Annotated in this window: 14 protein-coding genes and 1 other RNA gene; 12 read left to right on the forward strand and 3 right to left on the reverse strand. The window is 37.6% G+C overall.

What is annotated here, in order from left to right:
* Window positions 1–256 precede the first annotated feature (256 nt).
* On the forward strand, window positions 257–1,918 hold the full coding sequence (locus tag GN303_RS02865; protein WP_110438735.1) for a dihydroxyacetone kinase subunit DhaK: 1,662 nt from the start codon (window positions 257–259) through the stop codon (window positions 1,916–1,918).
* Between the two features lie 79 nt (window positions 1,919–1,997).
* Here GN303_RS02865 and GN303_RS02870 read toward each other — a convergent pair whose 3' ends face one another.
* Window positions 1,998–2,894: a discoidin domain-containing protein gene (locus GN303_RS02870; protein ID WP_110438736.1), complete on the reverse strand. Its 897-nt coding sequence runs from the start codon at window positions 2,892–2,894 to the stop codon at window positions 1,998–2,000.
* A gap of 60 nt (window positions 2,895–2,954) precedes the next feature.
* Window positions 2,955–3,347, reverse strand: a complete 393-nt coding sequence (locus tag GN303_RS02875; protein WP_110438737.1) for a hypothetical protein — start codon at window positions 3,345–3,347, stop codon at window positions 2,955–2,957.
* 179 nt (window positions 3,348–3,526) lie between these two features.
* Between GN303_RS02875 and ggt the strand changes: the two genes are divergently transcribed.
* The 7 genes from ggt (at window position 3,527) to folB (ending at window position 9,961) form a co-directional block, all read left to right on the forward strand.
* Window positions 3,527–5,362 (forward strand): gamma-glutamyltransferase, encoded by a 1,836-nt coding sequence (gene ggt, locus GN303_RS02880; RefSeq protein WP_110438738.1) that lies wholly within the window; start codon window positions 3,527–3,529, stop codon window positions 5,360–5,362.
* A gap of 87 nt (window positions 5,363–5,449) precedes the next feature.
* An RNA gene (ffs, locus tag GN303_RS02885) (signal recognition particle sRNA small type) lies at window positions 5,450–5,544 on the forward strand.
* A 95-nt stretch (window positions 5,545–5,639) separates the two neighbouring features.
* On the forward strand, window positions 5,640–7,631 hold the full coding sequence (locus GN303_RS02890) for a DNA polymerase III subunit gamma/tau (protein ID WP_110438739.1): 1,992 nt from the start codon (window positions 5,640–5,642) through the stop codon (window positions 7,629–7,631).
* A gap of 30 nt (window positions 7,632–7,661) precedes the next feature.
* Window positions 7,662–7,985, forward strand: coding sequence for a YbaB/EbfC family nucleoid-associated protein (locus tag GN303_RS02895; protein ID WP_110438740.1), 324 nt, complete (start codon window positions 7,662–7,664; stop codon window positions 7,983–7,985).
* An 81-nt stretch (window positions 7,986–8,066) separates the two neighbouring features.
* Window positions 8,067–8,660, forward strand: coding sequence for a recombination mediator RecR (gene recR / locus GN303_RS02900; RefSeq protein ID WP_110438741.1), 594 nt, complete (start codon window positions 8,067–8,069; stop codon window positions 8,658–8,660).
* A gap of 84 nt (window positions 8,661–8,744) precedes the next feature.
* Window positions 8,745–9,551 carry an SDR family oxidoreductase gene (locus tag GN303_RS02905; RefSeq protein WP_110438742.1) on the forward strand — a complete coding sequence of 269 codons (807 nt, stop codon included), beginning with the start codon at window positions 8,745–8,747 and terminating at the stop codon, window positions 9,549–9,551.
* A 14-nt stretch (window positions 9,552–9,565) separates the two neighbouring features.
* A complete protein-coding gene (gene folB, locus GN303_RS02910; protein WP_110438743.1) occupies window positions 9,566–9,961 on the forward strand; it encodes a dihydroneopterin aldolase in 396 nt (131 codons plus the stop codon).
* 174 nt (window positions 9,962–10,135) lie between these two features.
* Here folB and GN303_RS02915 read toward each other — a convergent pair whose 3' ends face one another.
* Window positions 10,136–10,459: a TIGR02300 family protein gene (locus GN303_RS02915; RefSeq protein ID WP_110438744.1), complete on the reverse strand. Its 324-nt coding sequence runs from the start codon at window positions 10,457–10,459 to the stop codon at window positions 10,136–10,138.
* A gap of 155 nt (window positions 10,460–10,614) precedes the next feature.
* Here GN303_RS02915 and aroA point away from each other — a divergent pair, with 155 nt between their 5' ends.
* The 4 genes from aroA (at window position 10,615) to GN303_RS02935 (ending at window position 18,213) form a co-directional block, all read left to right on the forward strand.
* A complete protein-coding gene (gene aroA / locus GN303_RS02920) occupies window positions 10,615–11,958 on the forward strand; it encodes a 3-phosphoshikimate 1-carboxyvinyltransferase (RefSeq protein WP_110439001.1) in 1,344 nt (447 codons plus the stop codon).
* Between the two features lie 42 nt (window positions 11,959–12,000).
* Entirely contained in the window at window positions 12,001–12,645 is a 645-nt protein-coding gene (cmk, locus tag GN303_RS02925; RefSeq protein WP_110438745.1) for a (d)CMP kinase, read from the forward strand.
* A 244-nt stretch (window positions 12,646–12,889) separates the two neighbouring features.
* Entirely contained in the window at window positions 12,890–14,617 is a 1,728-nt protein-coding gene (gene rpsA, locus GN303_RS02930) for a 30S ribosomal protein S1 (protein WP_110438746.1), read from the forward strand.
* 242 nt (window positions 14,618–14,859) lie between these two features.
* Window positions 14,860–18,213 (forward strand): glycosyltransferase, encoded by a 3,354-nt coding sequence (locus GN303_RS02935; protein ID WP_110438747.1) that lies wholly within the window; start codon window positions 14,860–14,862, stop codon window positions 18,211–18,213.
* Window positions 18,214–18,287: the final 74 nt, after the last annotated feature.

Below are 18,287 nucleotides of genomic sequence, written 5' to 3' on the forward strand. Positions count from 1 at the left end.
AGAATGCTTTGGTCTTGTATTTAAACAATATATCAAGACCAAAAGTTTTAATTAATGTTTTAAAAACGTTCATTAAACTGGCATTATTATAAAATTGACTATCGAGCATTATAAATGATGTTAATTTGTTTAGTTCAATTAAAATTATAAATAATAAAACAAACGGTTGTCTTATTAAGTCTTTATTTAATTATTATATATAGATATTATAAGTCAATTTATAGTGATTTGAACTTTCAAAAATGAAAGATATAAAATGTCCAATTTCTTTTTTAATGATCGTGCTTCATTAGTGAATGATGCTATTGAAGGTACATTAGTCACAGCTCCCTATAATAATCTTGTGAAACTTGATACTGACCCTTCTATGCGAATTGTGGTTCGTAAAGACTGGGATAAGAAAAAAGTTGCCGTTATTTCGGGGGGGGGATCTGGACATGAGCCTACTCATTTGGGATTTGTCGGTAAAGGGATGTTGACAGCCGCTGTATGTGGCGATTTGTTTGCCTCTCCTTCAGTTGATGCCGTATTGACCGCCATTACAACAGTAACAGGTGAAGCTGGCTGTTTATTGGTAATCAAAAATTATACAGGAGATCGTTTAAATTTTGGACTTGCGGCTGAAAAGGCAAAACAGTTAGGCTACAAGGTAGAAGTTGTTATGGTTAAGGATGATATTTCTTTACCTGACAATAAACAGCCACGTGGTATTGCTGGCACTATTTTTGTCCATAAAATGGCCGGTTATGCTGCCGAGACCGGGTATTCTCTTGAGGAAGTTAAAAAATTTGTTGATTATGCAAATAGGCAGATTTTTAGCCTGGGAGTTGCCATGACTGGGTGTGATTTACCCCAGTCCCAAAGTGATGATAAACGAATTCCGGAAGGGTCTATTGAACTGGGTCTTGGTATTCATGGTGAACCAGGCGCCACGACAATTAATACTCAAAATAGTCGTGAAATCATGGATATCATGACAGCAAAAATCAAGGCTTGTATAAATGATTCGGATCGTCTTGCCGTCATGTTGAATAATCTGGGCGGTGTTTCGGTTACAGAAATGGCCATTTTGGCTAAAGAACTTTCATATTCTGCACTTGCTTCAAATATTGACTGGATTGTAGGACCAGACTGGTTTACGACAGCGCTTGACATGAAGGGCTTTTCATTATCAGCCATGGTTTTGGATGACAAAATCGTCAGCGCTTTGACAGCACCTGTTGAAATTACAGGATCTTTTAAGGCTGTTCAACCTGCTAAAATTGTACATATGCCTGTTAATCCTGTTGAAACTAAAGTGCAATTCACACCTTCTGATAATCCAGTTGTGGCAAATGTTATCGCCGTTGTTACAAAGACATTGAGTGATCTTGAAGGAAAATTGAATGATCTGGATGCCAAGGTTGGGGATGGAGATACAGGTTCAACATTTGCTGCAGGGGCAAGAGGTATTGCCGAATTGTTAAATACCAATCAATTACCCCTAAACGATCTGACAAAACTCTGTCTAGTCATTGGTGAAAGACTGGCTGTTGTTATGGGGGGCTCCAGTGGCGTTTTAATGTCGATTTTCTTTACTGCAACAGGTCAAAAAATCGCTGAAGGTTCATCATTTGTTGAAGGTCTTGTATTTGGCTTAAAACAGATGAAACATTATGGTGGAGCTGACCTTGGGGATCGTACGATGATTGATGCTTTGCAACCTGCTTTGGAAATATTGCTTAAAGATCAGAATGATTTAAAAGGCGCCGTTCAAGCGGCTGAAAAAGGCGTTGAAAATACGGCAAAAGCAACGAAAGCAAATGCAGGACGTTCATCCTATTTGAACAGTGGTAGTTTGGCGGGAAATCCTGATCCGGGTGCTGTAGCTGTCGCAGATGTTTTTACAGCCTTGTCAAAACAGTGTCCAAATAGATAAGTTATAAATTATTCTTGAAAAGCTGGCTATGTTGTAATAACAAGCTAGCTTTAATTTTTGGATAATGAGAAATCAAATTTTATTGGTCATATACTTCTACTTGATTTAAATGTAATATATTTTCGTCATAAAGACTTATTTTGACATATTGAGCGTTAATATTATTCACTTTTATAATTAATGGATTGCCATCGGCTCCACCAAAAATAATTCCGTCAGGATAATCAGCGACAATTATCCAGTTTTCGTGATCATCAGATATTTCAACTTTTATTTTTGAGGCACGATCTTCAAAGTTTAGACGGTTATAAATTATTATATGTTTAATGTTGATTGTGCGAGGTAATTCCAGTTTCCACCAAGGGTTATATTCCGTTGCAGTATGAAAATTGTAATCTGGACCAATACGTCCATTAACTGCGCCCGCAGCATCTTTGTATATGTTATTGAATTTTGAATGTGCACAAACGGATGATTGTGAAGCTTTACCACCAAGCGCCCAGTTTACGGCCTCAGGTTTTTTTATCCATCTTTCCTGAAGTGCAATTTCATTGAATTGTTGATAAAAACCCACATTTCCTGTCTTTTTTATTGTATCATGAATATATTGATAAAAGTCACTGGGCTTAAGATTCTTTAGACCTCTTCTTAATGAAGAACGTGGATTGAAAATTGGATTGATACCGTCATGTGTTATGCAACGTTCCACAAAATCTTTGCCTTTGACAGGATGGCATATCGTTCCATGAATATTAACATATGGATCAAGATAGTAATAACCACTACAAAAATCATATGGTTGTAATTTGCAAAAATTGCGCAATTCTTCTACAATAGGATTTTCCATTTCAAAAACAGCTGATGGAATAAATCCCTCACAATATGGCCATATGATGGAATTATCATTATTGTATAGGTGTGAAATTTCCTGTTTTTTTACAAGAAGATGGTCAATTGCCCGAGCGGATAGTGCCAATACCGGTAAAAAACAATATTTAGAATTTTTAAAATAGGGTGTTATCGTATCTTTGAAAACTCAATGATCCGGTATACTTAAAATGTTGTGGGCAATTAAATCTGTCTGTTTTTTTTCAAGGGATGTTATTAAGGGGTCTAGATTAATATTTATTAAGACATCATTTTCAATCATTATATAATGATTATAGTTAGGCAAGGCTTTGCGTAAGGCATATAAAGGATAATCAGCGTTATACCATAAAGTTTTTTGACCGGGAATATTCGGGATATTGAATTCAGAAAAATCAGAGGTATGACCTATTTTAGGAAAATCACCTACATCCAAGATCTCCCTGCTTTCATCAGCAAGAATAATAAAATCAGCTTTGCTAAAAGAACCTTTAAGGCGTCTTGCCATATATTCGATATCATCATTCCAAATATGAGTTCTAAATGCAATAATAACACTCATTGAAAAAACCTTAAAATAAAATATTGAAAGTTAATATATATTTTGTAAGTGTTATTTTGTCTATTTTTATATTAAAAATAAAATTGTGTTATGTTTGTTTATGCAAGATATAAAGAATATTTCTTTAATAGATTTTTTCAGAAATATTTTAATTAAATAATACACGTTCAGGAAGTAATATGAAAAGCGTAATTAAAGAAATAAGACAAAAAAAATATAAATATTCATTAGGTATATTACTCCTTTCAAGTGGTTGTTTTTCTGGGGCAGTTTATGCGCAGGTTGGTAATGGGGTTGATGCCTTAGCATTTGGTGAGGTTGCTCAAGAAACCATGTCTTCAGAACCTGTTGTGGCGTCAAAAGGAATGGTTGTTTCGGCAAGTAATCTTGCTGCAAAAATTGGATCTGAGGTTTTAAAGAATGGCGGAAATGCAGCTGATGCAGCTGTGGCAGTTGCCTATGCAATGGCGGTTACCTATCCTGCCGCTGGAAATTTAGGGGGTGGGGGGTTCCTCACGCTTCGTTCACCAAATGGACAGGCTTATTTTATAGATTTTCGAGAGAAGGCGCCAAAAGCAGCAACTTCCAAAATGTTTGTTGACAGTAATGGAAAGAAAATTCCCAATGCTTCTATATTGGGATGGAAAGCTGTTGCTATTCCGGGAACGGTGGCAGGTATGGAAATGTTGCGTAAACGATGGGGAAGCAAGTCTCGTGCGGAATTAATGGCCCCAGCTATTAAACTTGCGCAAAATGGATATATCTTGACGCAGGAAGATATCGATCTGATGGCGACTTCTCTGTCTGATTTTGCCAAAGATCGCAATGCAGCTAAAATTTTTCTTAAATCAGATGGAAATCCATGGAAAAAAGGGGATATCTTTCGTCAAAAAGATTTGGCAGATACCTTGCAAACTATTTCAAAGCATGGGGAAGATGTTTTCTATCATGGTTCAATTGCAAAAAAAATAGTTAATGCCAGTAAAAAGCATGGTGGAATATTGTCCTTGAAAGATTTTGAAAATTATCATCCACGAATGATGCTGCCATTAACCTGTTCTTATCGAGGTTATCATATTGATACAGCCCCGCCTCCAAGTGGAGGGGGAATAGCTTTGTGCGAAATGTTAAATATTTTATCCGGTTATGATTTACATAAAATGGGTCTTCAGACAGTTCCTGCGGTGGAAAGACAGGTTGAAGCAATGCGTCGGGCCTATTCAGATCGGAGAGATTTGGGGGATCCAGAATTTGTTGATAATCCTGTAAAACACCTGAATGATCCCGATTATGCAGAAAAAATACGCAAAAGCCTGACCTTTAAAAAAGCGGTTAATTCCTCTGATTTGGTTCCAGGAAAGGTTACCGAGGCAACATCGTTGAATAAGAAGGAAAGAAAAGCATTATTATCACATGAAAGAAATGAAACGACGCATTTTTCTGTTATTGACAAGGATGGCATGGCGGTTTCATTAACCTATACGCTTAATGGCTGGTATGGAGCGAGGGTTGTTGCTGGCAATACCGGTATAATTATGAATGACGAAATGGATGATTTCTCCACGGTGCCAGGTGAAGCAAATATGTATGGAATAATCGGGGGTAAGGCTAATGAAATTGCCCCGGGGAAAACGCCCTTATCTTCAATGACACCAACAATAGTTTCCAAAGACAATAAGGTCTTTATGGTTATAGGCAGCCCTGGGGGGTCAAGAATTCCCACTATTATTCTTTCTGTGATAACAGGTGTCATTGATTACAAAATGAATATTCAGCAGGCGATTAATCTCCCCCGTATACATGAACAATGGCAGCCTCAGGGAATTCAGCTTGAACATAATGCGTTAAGCGGTCAAGTTCGTAAAATTTTAAAAAGAAAAAACTATCCCTTGGATCTTTACTCTACTTGGGGAATTGCCGAAGGGATTCTTGTTGAACATGATAAAAACGGAAAGACTGTTTATTATGGCGGGATGGATTATCGTCATGCTGGCGGGGGAGCGATAGGATATTAATTTTTGATTATACATATAAAAAATAATTTTTTTGAAAATCAAAAAAAATACTTGCCAATTTTTTTTAATTTGTAATAGAAAGAAACTGGAAAGCTTGGGTGGACGAACACCTTGTGAACTCGGTCAGGTCCGGAAGGAAGCAGCCATCACGAGTATCGTTTGGGTCATTCAAGCTTTCCTTGGATTTAAGACAAATAAATTAGAATCTCAGGTAATTTAGTGGTATAATCAAAATTCGCAAAACCTGATTTTATCATATTTTCTGGAATGGTTGTTAATGAAAGATATTCCGGACGAGCAATTACCCACCCCAGATATAGAGTCTGCTGGATTATTTGAATCCTTATCGAGCGATGATTCTGAGATCAAACCCTCATCTGATGAAAAGTCCTATCGTGTCTTGGCACGAAAATATAGACCTCAGGATTTCAAGGATTTGATCGGTCAAGAAACGATGGTACGCACTCTGCGCAATGCTTTTGCAATGGGTAGAGTTGCTCATGCTTTTATGCTTACGGGAGTTAGAGGAGTTGGCAAAACAACAACCGCCCGTATTATCGCGCGTGCATTAAATTGTATAGGGGTTGATGGTCAGGGTGGACCTACGGCAGATCCCTGTGGTGTTTGTCCAAATTGCAAGGCAATTTTGGCAGATCGGCATCCTGATGTATTGGAGATTGATGCAGCTTCTCATACAGGTGTTGATGATGTAAGGGAAATTATAGACGGTTCACGTTTCCGTCCCATTCAGGCCAGGATGAAGGTTTATATCATTGATGAAGTTCATATGTTATCGCGTAATGCGTTTAATGCATTGTTGAAAACACTCGAGGAGCCACCTGACCAGGTTACATTCATTTTTGCGACAACTGAAATTCGCAAGGTTCCCGTAACGGTATTATCACGTTGTCAACGGTTTGATCTGCGACGTGTCCCGCAGGATCAGCTAAGTCAATTTTTTCAAAAAATTTCAAATCGGGAAAAAGTAAACATATCTGATGAGGCTATTCATTTGATTGCGCGTGCAGCTGATGGATCGGTCCGGGATGGTTTATCCTTGTTAGATCAGGCTATTGCACTTGGCCGTGCCACTATCCCTGATCAGCCAGAAAATGATAAGCGGGATCATGAAATAACGGCTGAAGCTGTTTCAGGCATGTTGGGTTTTGCGGATAAAACCCTAATATTCGATTTACTTGAAGCGGTTATGTCAGGAAAAGCTGATCAGGTTCTAAGCTTGACTGAACAGGCTTATGCAGGTGGCGTTGATCTGGGCGTGTTATTATCCGATCTTCTGGAACTAATTCATCTTCTTTCAAGAATGAAATCATTGCCAAATTTGCAAAATAGTTCTGAATTATCAGAACTTGAACGAAATCGTGGTGGTCATATGGCTTCCGTGCTTTCCATACCCGTATTGGGCCGCGCATGGCAAATGCTGCTTAAAGGGATTAAGGAGGTTGATATGGCTCCCAATCGTAAGGCAGCAGCTGAAATGATTTTGATTCGTTTATGTTTTATAGCCGATTTACCCACTCCTGGTGAAATAATCAATCATTTATCCAATTCCCCGGAAAAGAAGTCAGACCAATATTCTCATCATTCCTCATTATCATCTTCAGATATGCAATCATCAAAGCCAACGTCATTGGTATCTGTATCAAAAGAGGGTGTCAATTTTCATGGATATGGTAAAGCTTATGCCTTAAATTCATTGATACAACCAAAATCTGAAGTCCTGTCATTACCTAAACAAAATCCTGAGATCGAAAACCCCAAAATTTTATGGAACAGTTGGCGGGAAATTATATCTTTTGTAAAGCAGCAACAGGCTGCAATTTTGCATGCCCATTTACGTAACGCGGTTCATCTGGTTAAATTCGCACCACCAATGATTGAAATAAGAATTGAAGATAGGGCTCCCGCAAATCTGCCCCAACAATTATCAAGATTGTTGAATGAACATTCAGGGTTGCGATGGACAATTGTTCTTTCCCAGCAAAAGGGTGAACCAACCTTGATGGAACAGGAATCTTTACAGGTTCAGGCCGATTTTGACAAAGTTGCATCTGAACCAATCGTAAAAGAAATTATGCGTATATTTCCTGGGGCTGTTGTTAATAAGGTTATCAATCCACATCTTGATGAATATGGTCTATTTCCAGAACACAATTCATTTACAGACAGGGATGAGCAAAGTATGTCAGATCTTGAAACTGAAAAAAAATCAGCAATGATAGATGATTTTGACGAATTGACATATAATTAATCTCAAAATTAAATTTTGAAAGAGAATTGAATGAAAAATTTTGCCAATCTTATGAAACAAGCTTCTCAAATGCAAAGCAAGATGACCGAGATGCAAGAAAAGCTTGCCGCCATTACAATTGAGGGTGTATCAGGGGCCGGTATGGTAACTGTAACATTGGGTGGAAAAGGTGACATGAAATCTATAAAAATCGATCCGAAATTGGCTGATCCAGCTGAAATGGAAATGTTGCAGGATCTTATTGTTGCAGCTTACAGTGACGCACGTAGGCGACTTGATGAAACAACACAGGAGGAAATGCAGAAAGTTACCGGGGGAATAAATCTTCCTGAAGGTTTAAAATTTCCTTTCTAATTTGACCAGAAGTTATTTTGTGAATATTGGTAATAAAGGTAATTTGTTGTTAGTTAATTATCTTGGTAAGAAGAGGGTATCGTGGGTGGTCCTGAAATTGAACGGCTAATTTCTTTATTTGGTAAATTACCTGGTTTTGGACCACGTTCGGCGCGTCGTGTTGTTTTGTCATTACTAAAACAGCCACATTCCCGTATGATTCCCTTGGCAAACGCGTTAGAACAGGCAGCCAAGATGGTGAGAATCTGTTCTTCCTGTGGTAATTTGGATAGCAGTGACCCATGCCAGATCTGTAATGATTTAAATCGTAATCGTGAATTGATTTGTATCGTTGAGACAGTTGGGGATTTATGGGCACTGGAAAAAACCGGAGCGTTCAGGGGATATTATCAGGTGTTGGGCGGCACCTTATCCCCCTTGGCTGGGGTAGGGCCAGAGGATTTAAATCTAGCGCCTCTTTTAAAAAGGTTGAAGCGCAATGAAGTCAAGGAAATTATTCTTGCACTTGGTGCTACGGTTGAGGGTGTAACAACTATGCATTGGCTATATGATCAATTGTTACCCTGGCATGTAAAAATTACCCGTGTTGGTCAAGGCATTCCAATGGGTGGCTCACTGGAAATTCTTGATGAAGGAACCCTGACAGCGGCTTTGACCGCCAGACGTCCAGCTTAGTTATGCAAATTCGTAATTTTTTACTGCAAAAATCATGTTGTTTATGATAATAAGTTGCATCTTTACAAAATAAAGGAAAGTTCTGTGTCCAATCAAGGGAGATCAACTAATTTTTTCCCAGTTTCTGATTCACTCCCTAAAGTTGCTTTTATTACGGGGGCGACCGTAAGGTTAGGGCGTGAAATTGCTTTAACCTTGGCAAGATTTGGATTTGATATTGTTTTACATGCCCGTAAGCGCACTCAAGAAGCTGAAACATTGATAGAGGAAATTCGGCAGCTTGGGAGAAATGTAATTCTACTGACAGCCGATCTTTCCGATGCTGATCAGGTTAAACGCCTGATGGGACTGGCAGTAGAGCAATTGGGATCAATGGGTATTCTGATTAATAATGCAAGTGTATTTGAGCGCGATGAATGGGATAGTGTAACCCTGCAATCCTGGCAAGAACATTTAATGCCCAATTTATGGGCCCCTTTTCAGTTAATTCAGGATTTTGCAAAATTATTACCGAAGCAATCTAGTGGATGTGTTATTAATTTGCTTGATCAACGTGTATGGTCTCTAACACCACATTTTGTCAGTTATACAGTATCCAAATCCGCATTATGGACATTAACACAAACAATGGCCCTAGCATTGGCACATAAATCAATTCGAGTCAATGCAGTTGGACCCGGTCCAGCAATGGCCCATAAACGTCAAACCGCCGAACAATTTGCCAATCAATGCAAATCTGTTCCGTTGCAGCGTGGCACGTCTGCACAGGAAGTGGCGCGAGCGGTACTAAGCTTGATATGTTTACCATCTGTGACGGGACAGATGATCGCTTTGGATGGAGGGCAACATTTACAGTGGTCACCGACATTAATGCCAGATAAAAACGAGTAAAACAGGATTTATTTATGAATTTTTCCCTAGTATGGTCAGGGCATTATGACATACCCTTACGTCGTATTTTTATTCGTGACTTAATTTTGATGGCACGTATAGGTGTTTATGATTTTGAACAGGAAAATACTCAGCGTATTCAATTGAATATTTCCATTGGAATTCCGGAAGAAAAAGGCGTTGGTCCAGACATTTTATCCCGGACGGTATCCTATGCGGATATTGTTGATGATGTAAAAGACACTGTTCTTCAGACCCATTTTCATTTGGTCGAAACGTTGGCTGAGACCTTGGCTGACCGTATCTTGAAAGATAAGAGGATTCAGGTTGTTCGCGTCATGATTGAAAAACTGGATATTATTCCGGAGACAGCTGGGGTCGGCGTTGAAATTGAACGATGGAATAGATAAAGTCTGCTATTAATACCAGAAAATTTGCAAAATACTTTTTTATCTTTAATTGATTAAATACAAATTTATTAAAATTCAAGTTTGTTATGATATCAAATGCGATTTAAATGGTAAGACTGGTTAATGTATTTATAACCAGAAAAGAGGAATTCATAATGAATTCCTGTATCATTTTTAAGAATCGTTATCGTCGTCGTTATTTTTAATTGCTTCTATTTCAGAGCCGATAGCATCAACATCGTCCTCAAGATCTGAAGCATCCTCAATTACATCATCGACATCAGCATCTGAATTTTCCAGATCATCAGTATCAATAATGGTATCGATTTCTTTTTCTTCGTCCAGATTGCCGCTTCCTTCAATTTGACGATGACGAGGTAGTTCAATGGGTTGTTCAGTGCCACATTTTGGGCATACAGGTAACATTTTGTTTAAATCATAAAAACGAGTCCCACAAGCACAACATGTTCTTTTAATACCCAATTCTAGCTTGACCATTTATGTATCCTGTTCTCTGATCGAAAAAATAAAACATAAATATGGCGAAATGCCAGTTTATTGTCTTATTGTCAAATGATAAAATACGATTTGTTGATTTAAATCAAAGTTTTTTTTGTTTTTATACTCTATTTGTTAAATTGGAAAATAAAATTATGACAGTTACTCACTCAAAACGACCACTTGTTGTTTCTTTTCTACAACAGCCTTTGAAAGGTAAAGTGAATGTTCCAGGTGACAAATCAATCAGCCATCGTGCTCTAATGTTATCGGCTCTGGCAAATGGAGAAACAAAAATCACGGGGTTGCTTGAGGGTGAGGATGTTATGCAAACCGCTCAGGTCATGCGTGCTTTGGGAGCAATTATTCATCAAAAGGCACCCGGTGAATGGCACGTTATAGGCAAGGGGGTTGGATATCTGAATGAACCCGATGATGTTTTGAATATGGGAAATTCCGGAACGTCGGCGCGGTTGTTGAGTGGGATTTTATCAACACATAATATTTTCAGCGTTATGACAGGTGATTGCAGTTTGAGAAAACGCCCCATGAGAAGAGTTATAGAACCCTTGAGCCAGACTGGTGCCCAGTTTATTACGCGCAATGAAGGACGTTTGCCTATGGCGATCAAGGGAGTGGAAAAGGCTAATCCCGTTACATACCGGTTACCTGTTGCGTCTGCCCAGGTAAAATCCGCCATTTTGTTGGCGGGTCTAAATGCCAATGGCATGACAATTGTAGAAGAACCGATTGCAACAAGAGATCATACAGAAAATATGTTGAATCATTTTGGGGTAAAGGTTGATATTAGCACCTTAGCTGAAAAAGGTCGCAAAATCTGTTTGCAAGGCCCAACAAAACTAGTAGCTAAAGATGTTAATGTTCCAGGTGATCCATCCTCTGCTGCATTTGTAATGGTAGCTGGCTTGATTATTTCCGGATCAGAAATACTGATAGAGAATGTTGGACTTAATCCTTTGAGAACCGGGATAATTGAAGCGTTGAAAATGATGGGAGCAAATTTGCAGATATCTAATAAGCGTCAGGAAGGTGGTGAAATAACGGGTGATATCATTGTTAAAAACACGACATTAAAGGGTGTTGATCTTCCGGTTTCAATTGTCCCATCCATGATAGATGAATTTCCAATTCTATCGGTTGCTGCTGCGTATGCCAAAGGCGAGAGCCGTTTTAGAGGATTGGCAGAATTACGGGTTAAGGAAAGTGATCGGTTTAATAGCATCATAAACATGTTGCGGAAAAATGGTGTTTCTGTTGAATCTCACGGAGATGATATGATTATTGAGGGTACCTTTGGCAATATTCTAGGGGGAGGCGAAGTTGAAACCCATATGGATCATCGATTGGCAATGAGCGCTTCAATCTTGGGATTAGTTGCAAAAAAAACGATAACTATCGATGATATTCGTTTTATACGCACCAGTTTTCCTGGATATTTTGAATTGATGAATTCACTGGGATGTGGATTTCAAATATAAAATATAATTATAACTTAATATAAAGGCTAATAAATATTCATTATGGATAAAAATATAATTATAGCAATCGATGGACCTTCAGGAGTGGGAAAGGGAACATTGGCCAAGTCAGTAGCTGATTATTTTCATTTACCTTATCTTGATACGGGATTGCTTTATCGGGCAGTTGGTAGAAAAATGCTGGATGCAGGTGAAAAACCAGATTCCAAATCTGTCCTGGCTTTTGCTGAAAATCTTCAAGAAAAAGATTGGTTAAGAAATGATCTGCGTATACCTGAAGTGGATAAAGCGGCCAGCCAGGTTGCTGCCAATCCAAAAATCAGAGCCGCTTTATTAAATGTTCAACGCAATTTTGCCATGTTAAGAGGCGGGGTTATGGATGGTCGGGATATTGGAACGGTTATTTTTCCTTCCGCTGATTTTAAATTTTATCTTACGGCCTCACCAAGGATACGGGCAGAAAGACGCTGGTTGCAATTTGCGAATTCTTTAAAAGCGGAAAATAAAGAACAGCAGATTAACAAAATAGAGATGGATTTGAAAACCAGGGATGAAATGGATTCGTCTCGAGAAGTAGCTCCGTTAAAACCTGCAGAGGATGCTATTGTAATTGATACAGATCATTTGACAGCTCTGGAGGTTCTAGAAAAAGTGGTTAATAAAGTAAAAAGACATAATAATTGTTAAAAAGATAAGAAATTTAAATTTATCTTTAATAAATTATTGAAAAAAAAGTAACTTCCTTATATGCTCCCCTCTATTCTTAAAGAATAGAATAAATTATTTTTTCGTTGAAATTGTTTCATGAATTCAATCGTGAAAAAGTCGTATTTTTATAAATAGATTCATTCTATTTTGGAAACGCGCAAATTAAAGTCTGTATATAAAAGGCAATATTTGTCTTTAAATGTGACTGGGATTACAGAAACTCATGGCTGCAGCCACCACACAAACCCCTAATGATCATTTTGGTGGGGAAGATTTTGCTACGCTTTTAGATGAAACCCTTGGACAAGATATTGGGTTCGAAGGCTCCGTTGTTGTAGGTAAAATTGTTCGTTTAACGGATGATTATGCGATCGTTGATGTCGGTTTAAAAAGTGAAGGACGTGTTCCTTTAAAAGAATTCGCACCTGCGGGTGTAAAGGCAGAAGTTAAACCAGGCGATATGGTTGAACTTTATGTGGAACGTTACGAAGATCGTGACGGTTCAATTCTGCTTTCACGTGAAAAGGCACGTCGTGAAGAGGCATGGTCTGCTCTTGAAAAAGCATTTGAAAATAACCAACGCATAAACGGAACCATTTTCGGTCGTGTCAAAGGTGGATTTACTGTTGATTTAGGTGGGGCAATGGCTTTCTTACCTGGATCACAAGTTGATATTCGCCCTATCCGTGATATCAACCCCATGATTGGTGTAGCACAGCCTTTCCAAATTTTGAAAATGGATCGTGCCCGTGGGAATATTGTTGTTTCTCGTCGTGCGGTATTGGAGGAAACACGTGCTGAACAACGCAGCGAGTTGATACAAGGATTAAAAGAGGGCATGATTCTGGATGGTGTTGTAAAGAACATCACGGATTATGGCGCCTTTGTTGACTTGGGTGGTGTTGACGGATTATTGCATGTCACGGATATAGCCTGGAAACGTGTCAATCATCCAGCTGAAGCTTTACAGATTGGTCAGCCGGTACGTGTTCAGGTTATTCGTTTCAATCCTGAAACGCATCGTATTTCTTTGGGTATGAAACAGCTTGAAGCTGATCCATGGGAAAATGTCACAACAAAATATCCTGTTGGCTCACGATTTACTGGTCGCGTTACAAATATCACGGATTATGGTGCTTTTGTTGAATTGGAACCTGGAGTCGAGGGGCTTGTTCATATTTCCGAAATGTCTTGGACAAAGAAAAATGTTCATCCCGGCAAAATTGTATCAACATCTCAGGAAGTTGATATTGTTGTATTGGATGTTGATAGTTCAAAACGTCGTATTTCATTAGGTTTGAAACAGGTTCAACCAAATCCTTGGCAACAGTTTGCTGATACACATCAGGTGGGTTCTGAAATTGAAGGTGAAATCCGCAATATCACCGAATTCGGCCTGTTTATCGGTCTATCAGCCGATATTGATGGTATGGTTCATATGTCTGATCTTTCATGGGATGAACCTGGTGAAGTTGCTATTACTCACTTTAAAAAAGGTGACGTTGTTAAAGCAAAAGTACTTGATGTGGATGTTGAAAAAGAACGTATTTCATTGGGTATCAAACAGTTAAGTGAAGATTCTGTTGCAGATGCACTTGCAAAAGTCAACAAGGGCAGTATTGTTACATGTACCATTACCGGTATTCAACAAAATGGTATTGATGTAAGTGTTAATGACATTTTAAGTGGATTCATACGACGTACCGAACTTTCTCGTGACAAGGCGGAACAACGTCCGGAACGTTTTAACGTCGGTGACCGTGTAGATGCTAAGGTTGTTTCAATTGATAAAAATGCACGTCGTTTAACCTTAACGATTAAAGGACGTGAAGTTGAGGAGGATAAACAGGCTATTTCTGATTATGGGTCCTCAGATAGTGGCGCCTCCTTGGGAGATATTCTTGGAGCAGCTTTCCGACGCCGGAATGAAAATGAACCGGATGTAGAATAAGTTTTTATTATTTTTAATTTTTAAAAAACAGGCTTTGTAAAAAGTCTGTTTTTTTATTGATACAATTTATTCTTTTAATGAAAACTGTTAAAAGATAATTTTTATAATTTTAAAAAATTATAATTCAAATTGGTTGTGATTACGCAATCTTTTGTAGTATATCGTATATAAATTATATTTTTTACTAAAATCATAGATTTTGTTACTTTTTCTAATTAATTAAGAATTATTAAGTATTTATCATGGCAGTCATTTACAATACAAATTATACGCATAACTCTAATTCTTACTTAACTCTTGCTGTTTTTTGGGCAGCAAAAAAACTATGGGGAGAAGATAATGTTGTTGTAGTTGATAATATGGATATCTTGTCAGTTGCAGCAAGTGGAGAACATGAAGTTATTATTTGTATTGATGGACAGCGAACTGATTATGAATTGATGAAAAGGCTTAGACCGTGTTTTAAAACCATGATTTTCTGGGCTTTTGAAGATCCCTTCATGTTGGATTTCAATGTTCAGGTAACGACTATTTTTGATTATGTGTTTACAAACGACCCTATTTGCGTGAAGGCCTATCAAACAGAAGCATTTTATTTACCTTTGGCTGCAAGTGATCAAATTCATTATCGTAAAGTGAAAGAAACTGATGCGCTGGATTATGATATATGTTTTGCGGGGACAATGTGGCCAAACCGTGTTGATATTTTACGTCGTGTTATAATTGCCTTTCCCCAGGCACGGTATAAATTGATTTGCCCTGGGAATGAATATTTGCCACCTTTGCCAGCTGATTTGAGTGAAAGGGTTATACATAGACCTGTAAGTATTGAAGCGTTTACTGATTTTGCCAATGCAAGTAAAGTTACCTTAACAATGTTTCGCAATTATGCTAGTCATGGAGATATAGGGCAGGCAACTGCACCTGGTCCACGTCTATATGAATTGGGTTTGGCTGGTACAGCACAGATTGTGGAGTTGCCAGCAGGTATGAATGAGAAATATTTAAAAGAGATTAATGGCGTTGCTATTGCTCATAATACTGAAGAAATCATTAAACAGATCGCAGAGGTGATTGAAAAAAAGAATATCAGAAAGAAAATGGCGATTTCTTCCCAGCAATCTGTAATGAAATCACATTTGTATCAAAATCGTTTGAAAATTATTGAAGATGTGACTCAGGCGGATTTTTCTTTAAAGAAAAAAGAGAAAAAAATTATTGTTGAATCTCAGTTTAAAAAAAAATTGAAGGTCTTATTTGTCACGCATTCCACTATTCGTGAACAAGTATGGGGTGGCATTGAAGTATATCAGCAGATTATTTCTTTTGGACTAGTAAAAGATGTGGAATTTTATTATTGGCTTCGTAGAAGAGGTGCATGTACGCTAACAGATTCTAATGGTCAAGAATTGGAACGGTTTGACATGCCAGATGTGGGCTGGTTGGATTCCATGAATGATGCCGGGGAAGAAACTGCCTTTTCGAATATAATTAATCAATATGGATTTGATGTGGTCCACATTCAGCATTTAGGCCATCACACTCTTTCCTTACCGATTATAGCCAAGGCTTGCGGTGTTGGAACGGTTTTTTCTTTTCATGATTTTCTGGCGGTTTGTTCTCATTATAATCTTTTGAATTACGAACAACGTTACTGTCGTATTGAAGAAAATAAAGATGTTGGAACTTGTGATGTTTGTCTTAAAATTTCTGAAAAGCTGGATTTTGGTGTGCAACAGACACGACGTGCATTTGTTGGAAAGGTCATGAAATCCATTGATGCGTTTTTATATGGAACACAACATTCGTTTGATGTGGCAAAATATATTTATCCTGTTGTGGAAAGTAAAAAAAATTATATTCTTGGTATCCCTTCGCCAGACACAACAATACCTTTGATAAAAAAAGAGTTCAAACCCTTGGAAGGCAGAAAACTGAAAGTTGCGACTGTTGGTAATTTTATCCGTTCAAAGGGTGCAGATACGATTTTATCCATATTACAGACTGCCAATCCAAATTTGTATGAATTTCATATTTTTGGATATATGCAGCCTGACTATGAATCTGTCCTAAAAGATTTGAAACTTGATAATATTATATTGCATGGTTCATATGGATTGGGTGAAGTTTCGGCATTGCAGGTAGCAGATGTAGCCCTGATATTGTCAATATGGCCCGAAACATATTGTATATCGCTTTCTGAAGTTTGGCAGAATGGGTTAATTCCCATTGTGACAGATGTTGGTGCGTTAAAAGATCGTGTGCAGGATGGAATTAATGGATTTACGGTTCCCATCGGGGATGTGAATCTGGTTATTGATCGATTGGAACTGATACGTTCCGATGAAATATTGCGTCAGAAGCTTATCAATAACATTTCACCTGATTTATGGGTCAATTCAAAAGAATATGCTGAAAAATTATTGCAAGTTTACGATGAAGTCGTTCCTATAAATATGTTGGGTAACAGCGGGTTACGATGGGATATAGGGCGGCTTCATTATATTCCACATGCATCTTGGAAAGAGCAGGCACCACCTCGTCATATTTTTGATGCGCCCACAAGTAGCAGTCTTTATATCGAGCTTCCACAGGAAATTGAAGATTGGGCAGTTGTACAGGGAGCACATTTTTATATTGATGATATCTGTTATCATATTCTTAATGTCGATGATGACAGTAAATTTAAAGAGGCAGATGAATTCCATATTCGTGGATGGTTTATTTATCCTGATATGTCCAATGCAGGAAATTTGTATACGGTTTTGATTCATCAGGATAGTGATTTGACAATTTTCTTAAAATGCGATCGAGAAAGTCGGGAGGATGTGGCATCTAATTTTGTTAATGCTCCTGTACGAAATGGATTTTCGTGTAAATCAGCATTGAGAGGAAAATGGTGTGAGGGCCGTTTCAGAATTGGCTTGATTAATGTTGTCAATGGAATAGCGGCATTTCAACTGGCTGGTTACGAAATAAAGGTTAACGCCGGAAAAGTTGTTAAAATCTATAATGAATTTCATGATAATCAGGTTATATTAGATGATTTTCTGCGTATTACTGAAAAAGATGGTATTATGCGTGGAATAAAATTAAGTGATATTTCTGAAAATAGATTGTTTCATAAAAATTTAGGTAAACTAGAATATTATATTCAAAATTTATCTACGGATGTTAATCCGGAAAATGAAAAAGCAGGGAATTTGCTTAAAATTTCTGGATGGGCCTTTGATCGCACAACAAGTAAGGCAGGGCAGATATATCTTGCCTTTGTTAATGAATCTTTTAAAAACTGTTTTTTTGTTGCCACATCAAGATTTATTCGTCATGAAACAATTTCAGTTTTTCAAAATGTTCCATTAAACAATGGCTTTTACATACAATTGGATTTACAGAAAGGATATTCTCTAAAATTAGAAGGAAAATTTCAAATTTTTCTGATTAATCTCATTCATAATGAATTTTTGGTTGTTCCAGTGAATATTTCTGTGAATTTTAAAAATAACCAGGTCAGTAATATTATGGATGATATAATAAATGAAGATACAATTGATCAATATACGGATTTTTTGAAAAGAAAATTATTTAGGGAGTGATTTTAATTAATAAAAATAATTTCAAATAAATTTTAACTAGCGATAAGTATAATTATTTAAGTAGCTATTTTAAT

Origin of the sequence: Commensalibacter melissae, assembly GCF_009734185.1 — a bacterium.
Lineage (GTDB): Bacteria > Pseudomonadota > Alphaproteobacteria > Acetobacterales > Acetobacteraceae > Commensalibacter > Commensalibacter melissae.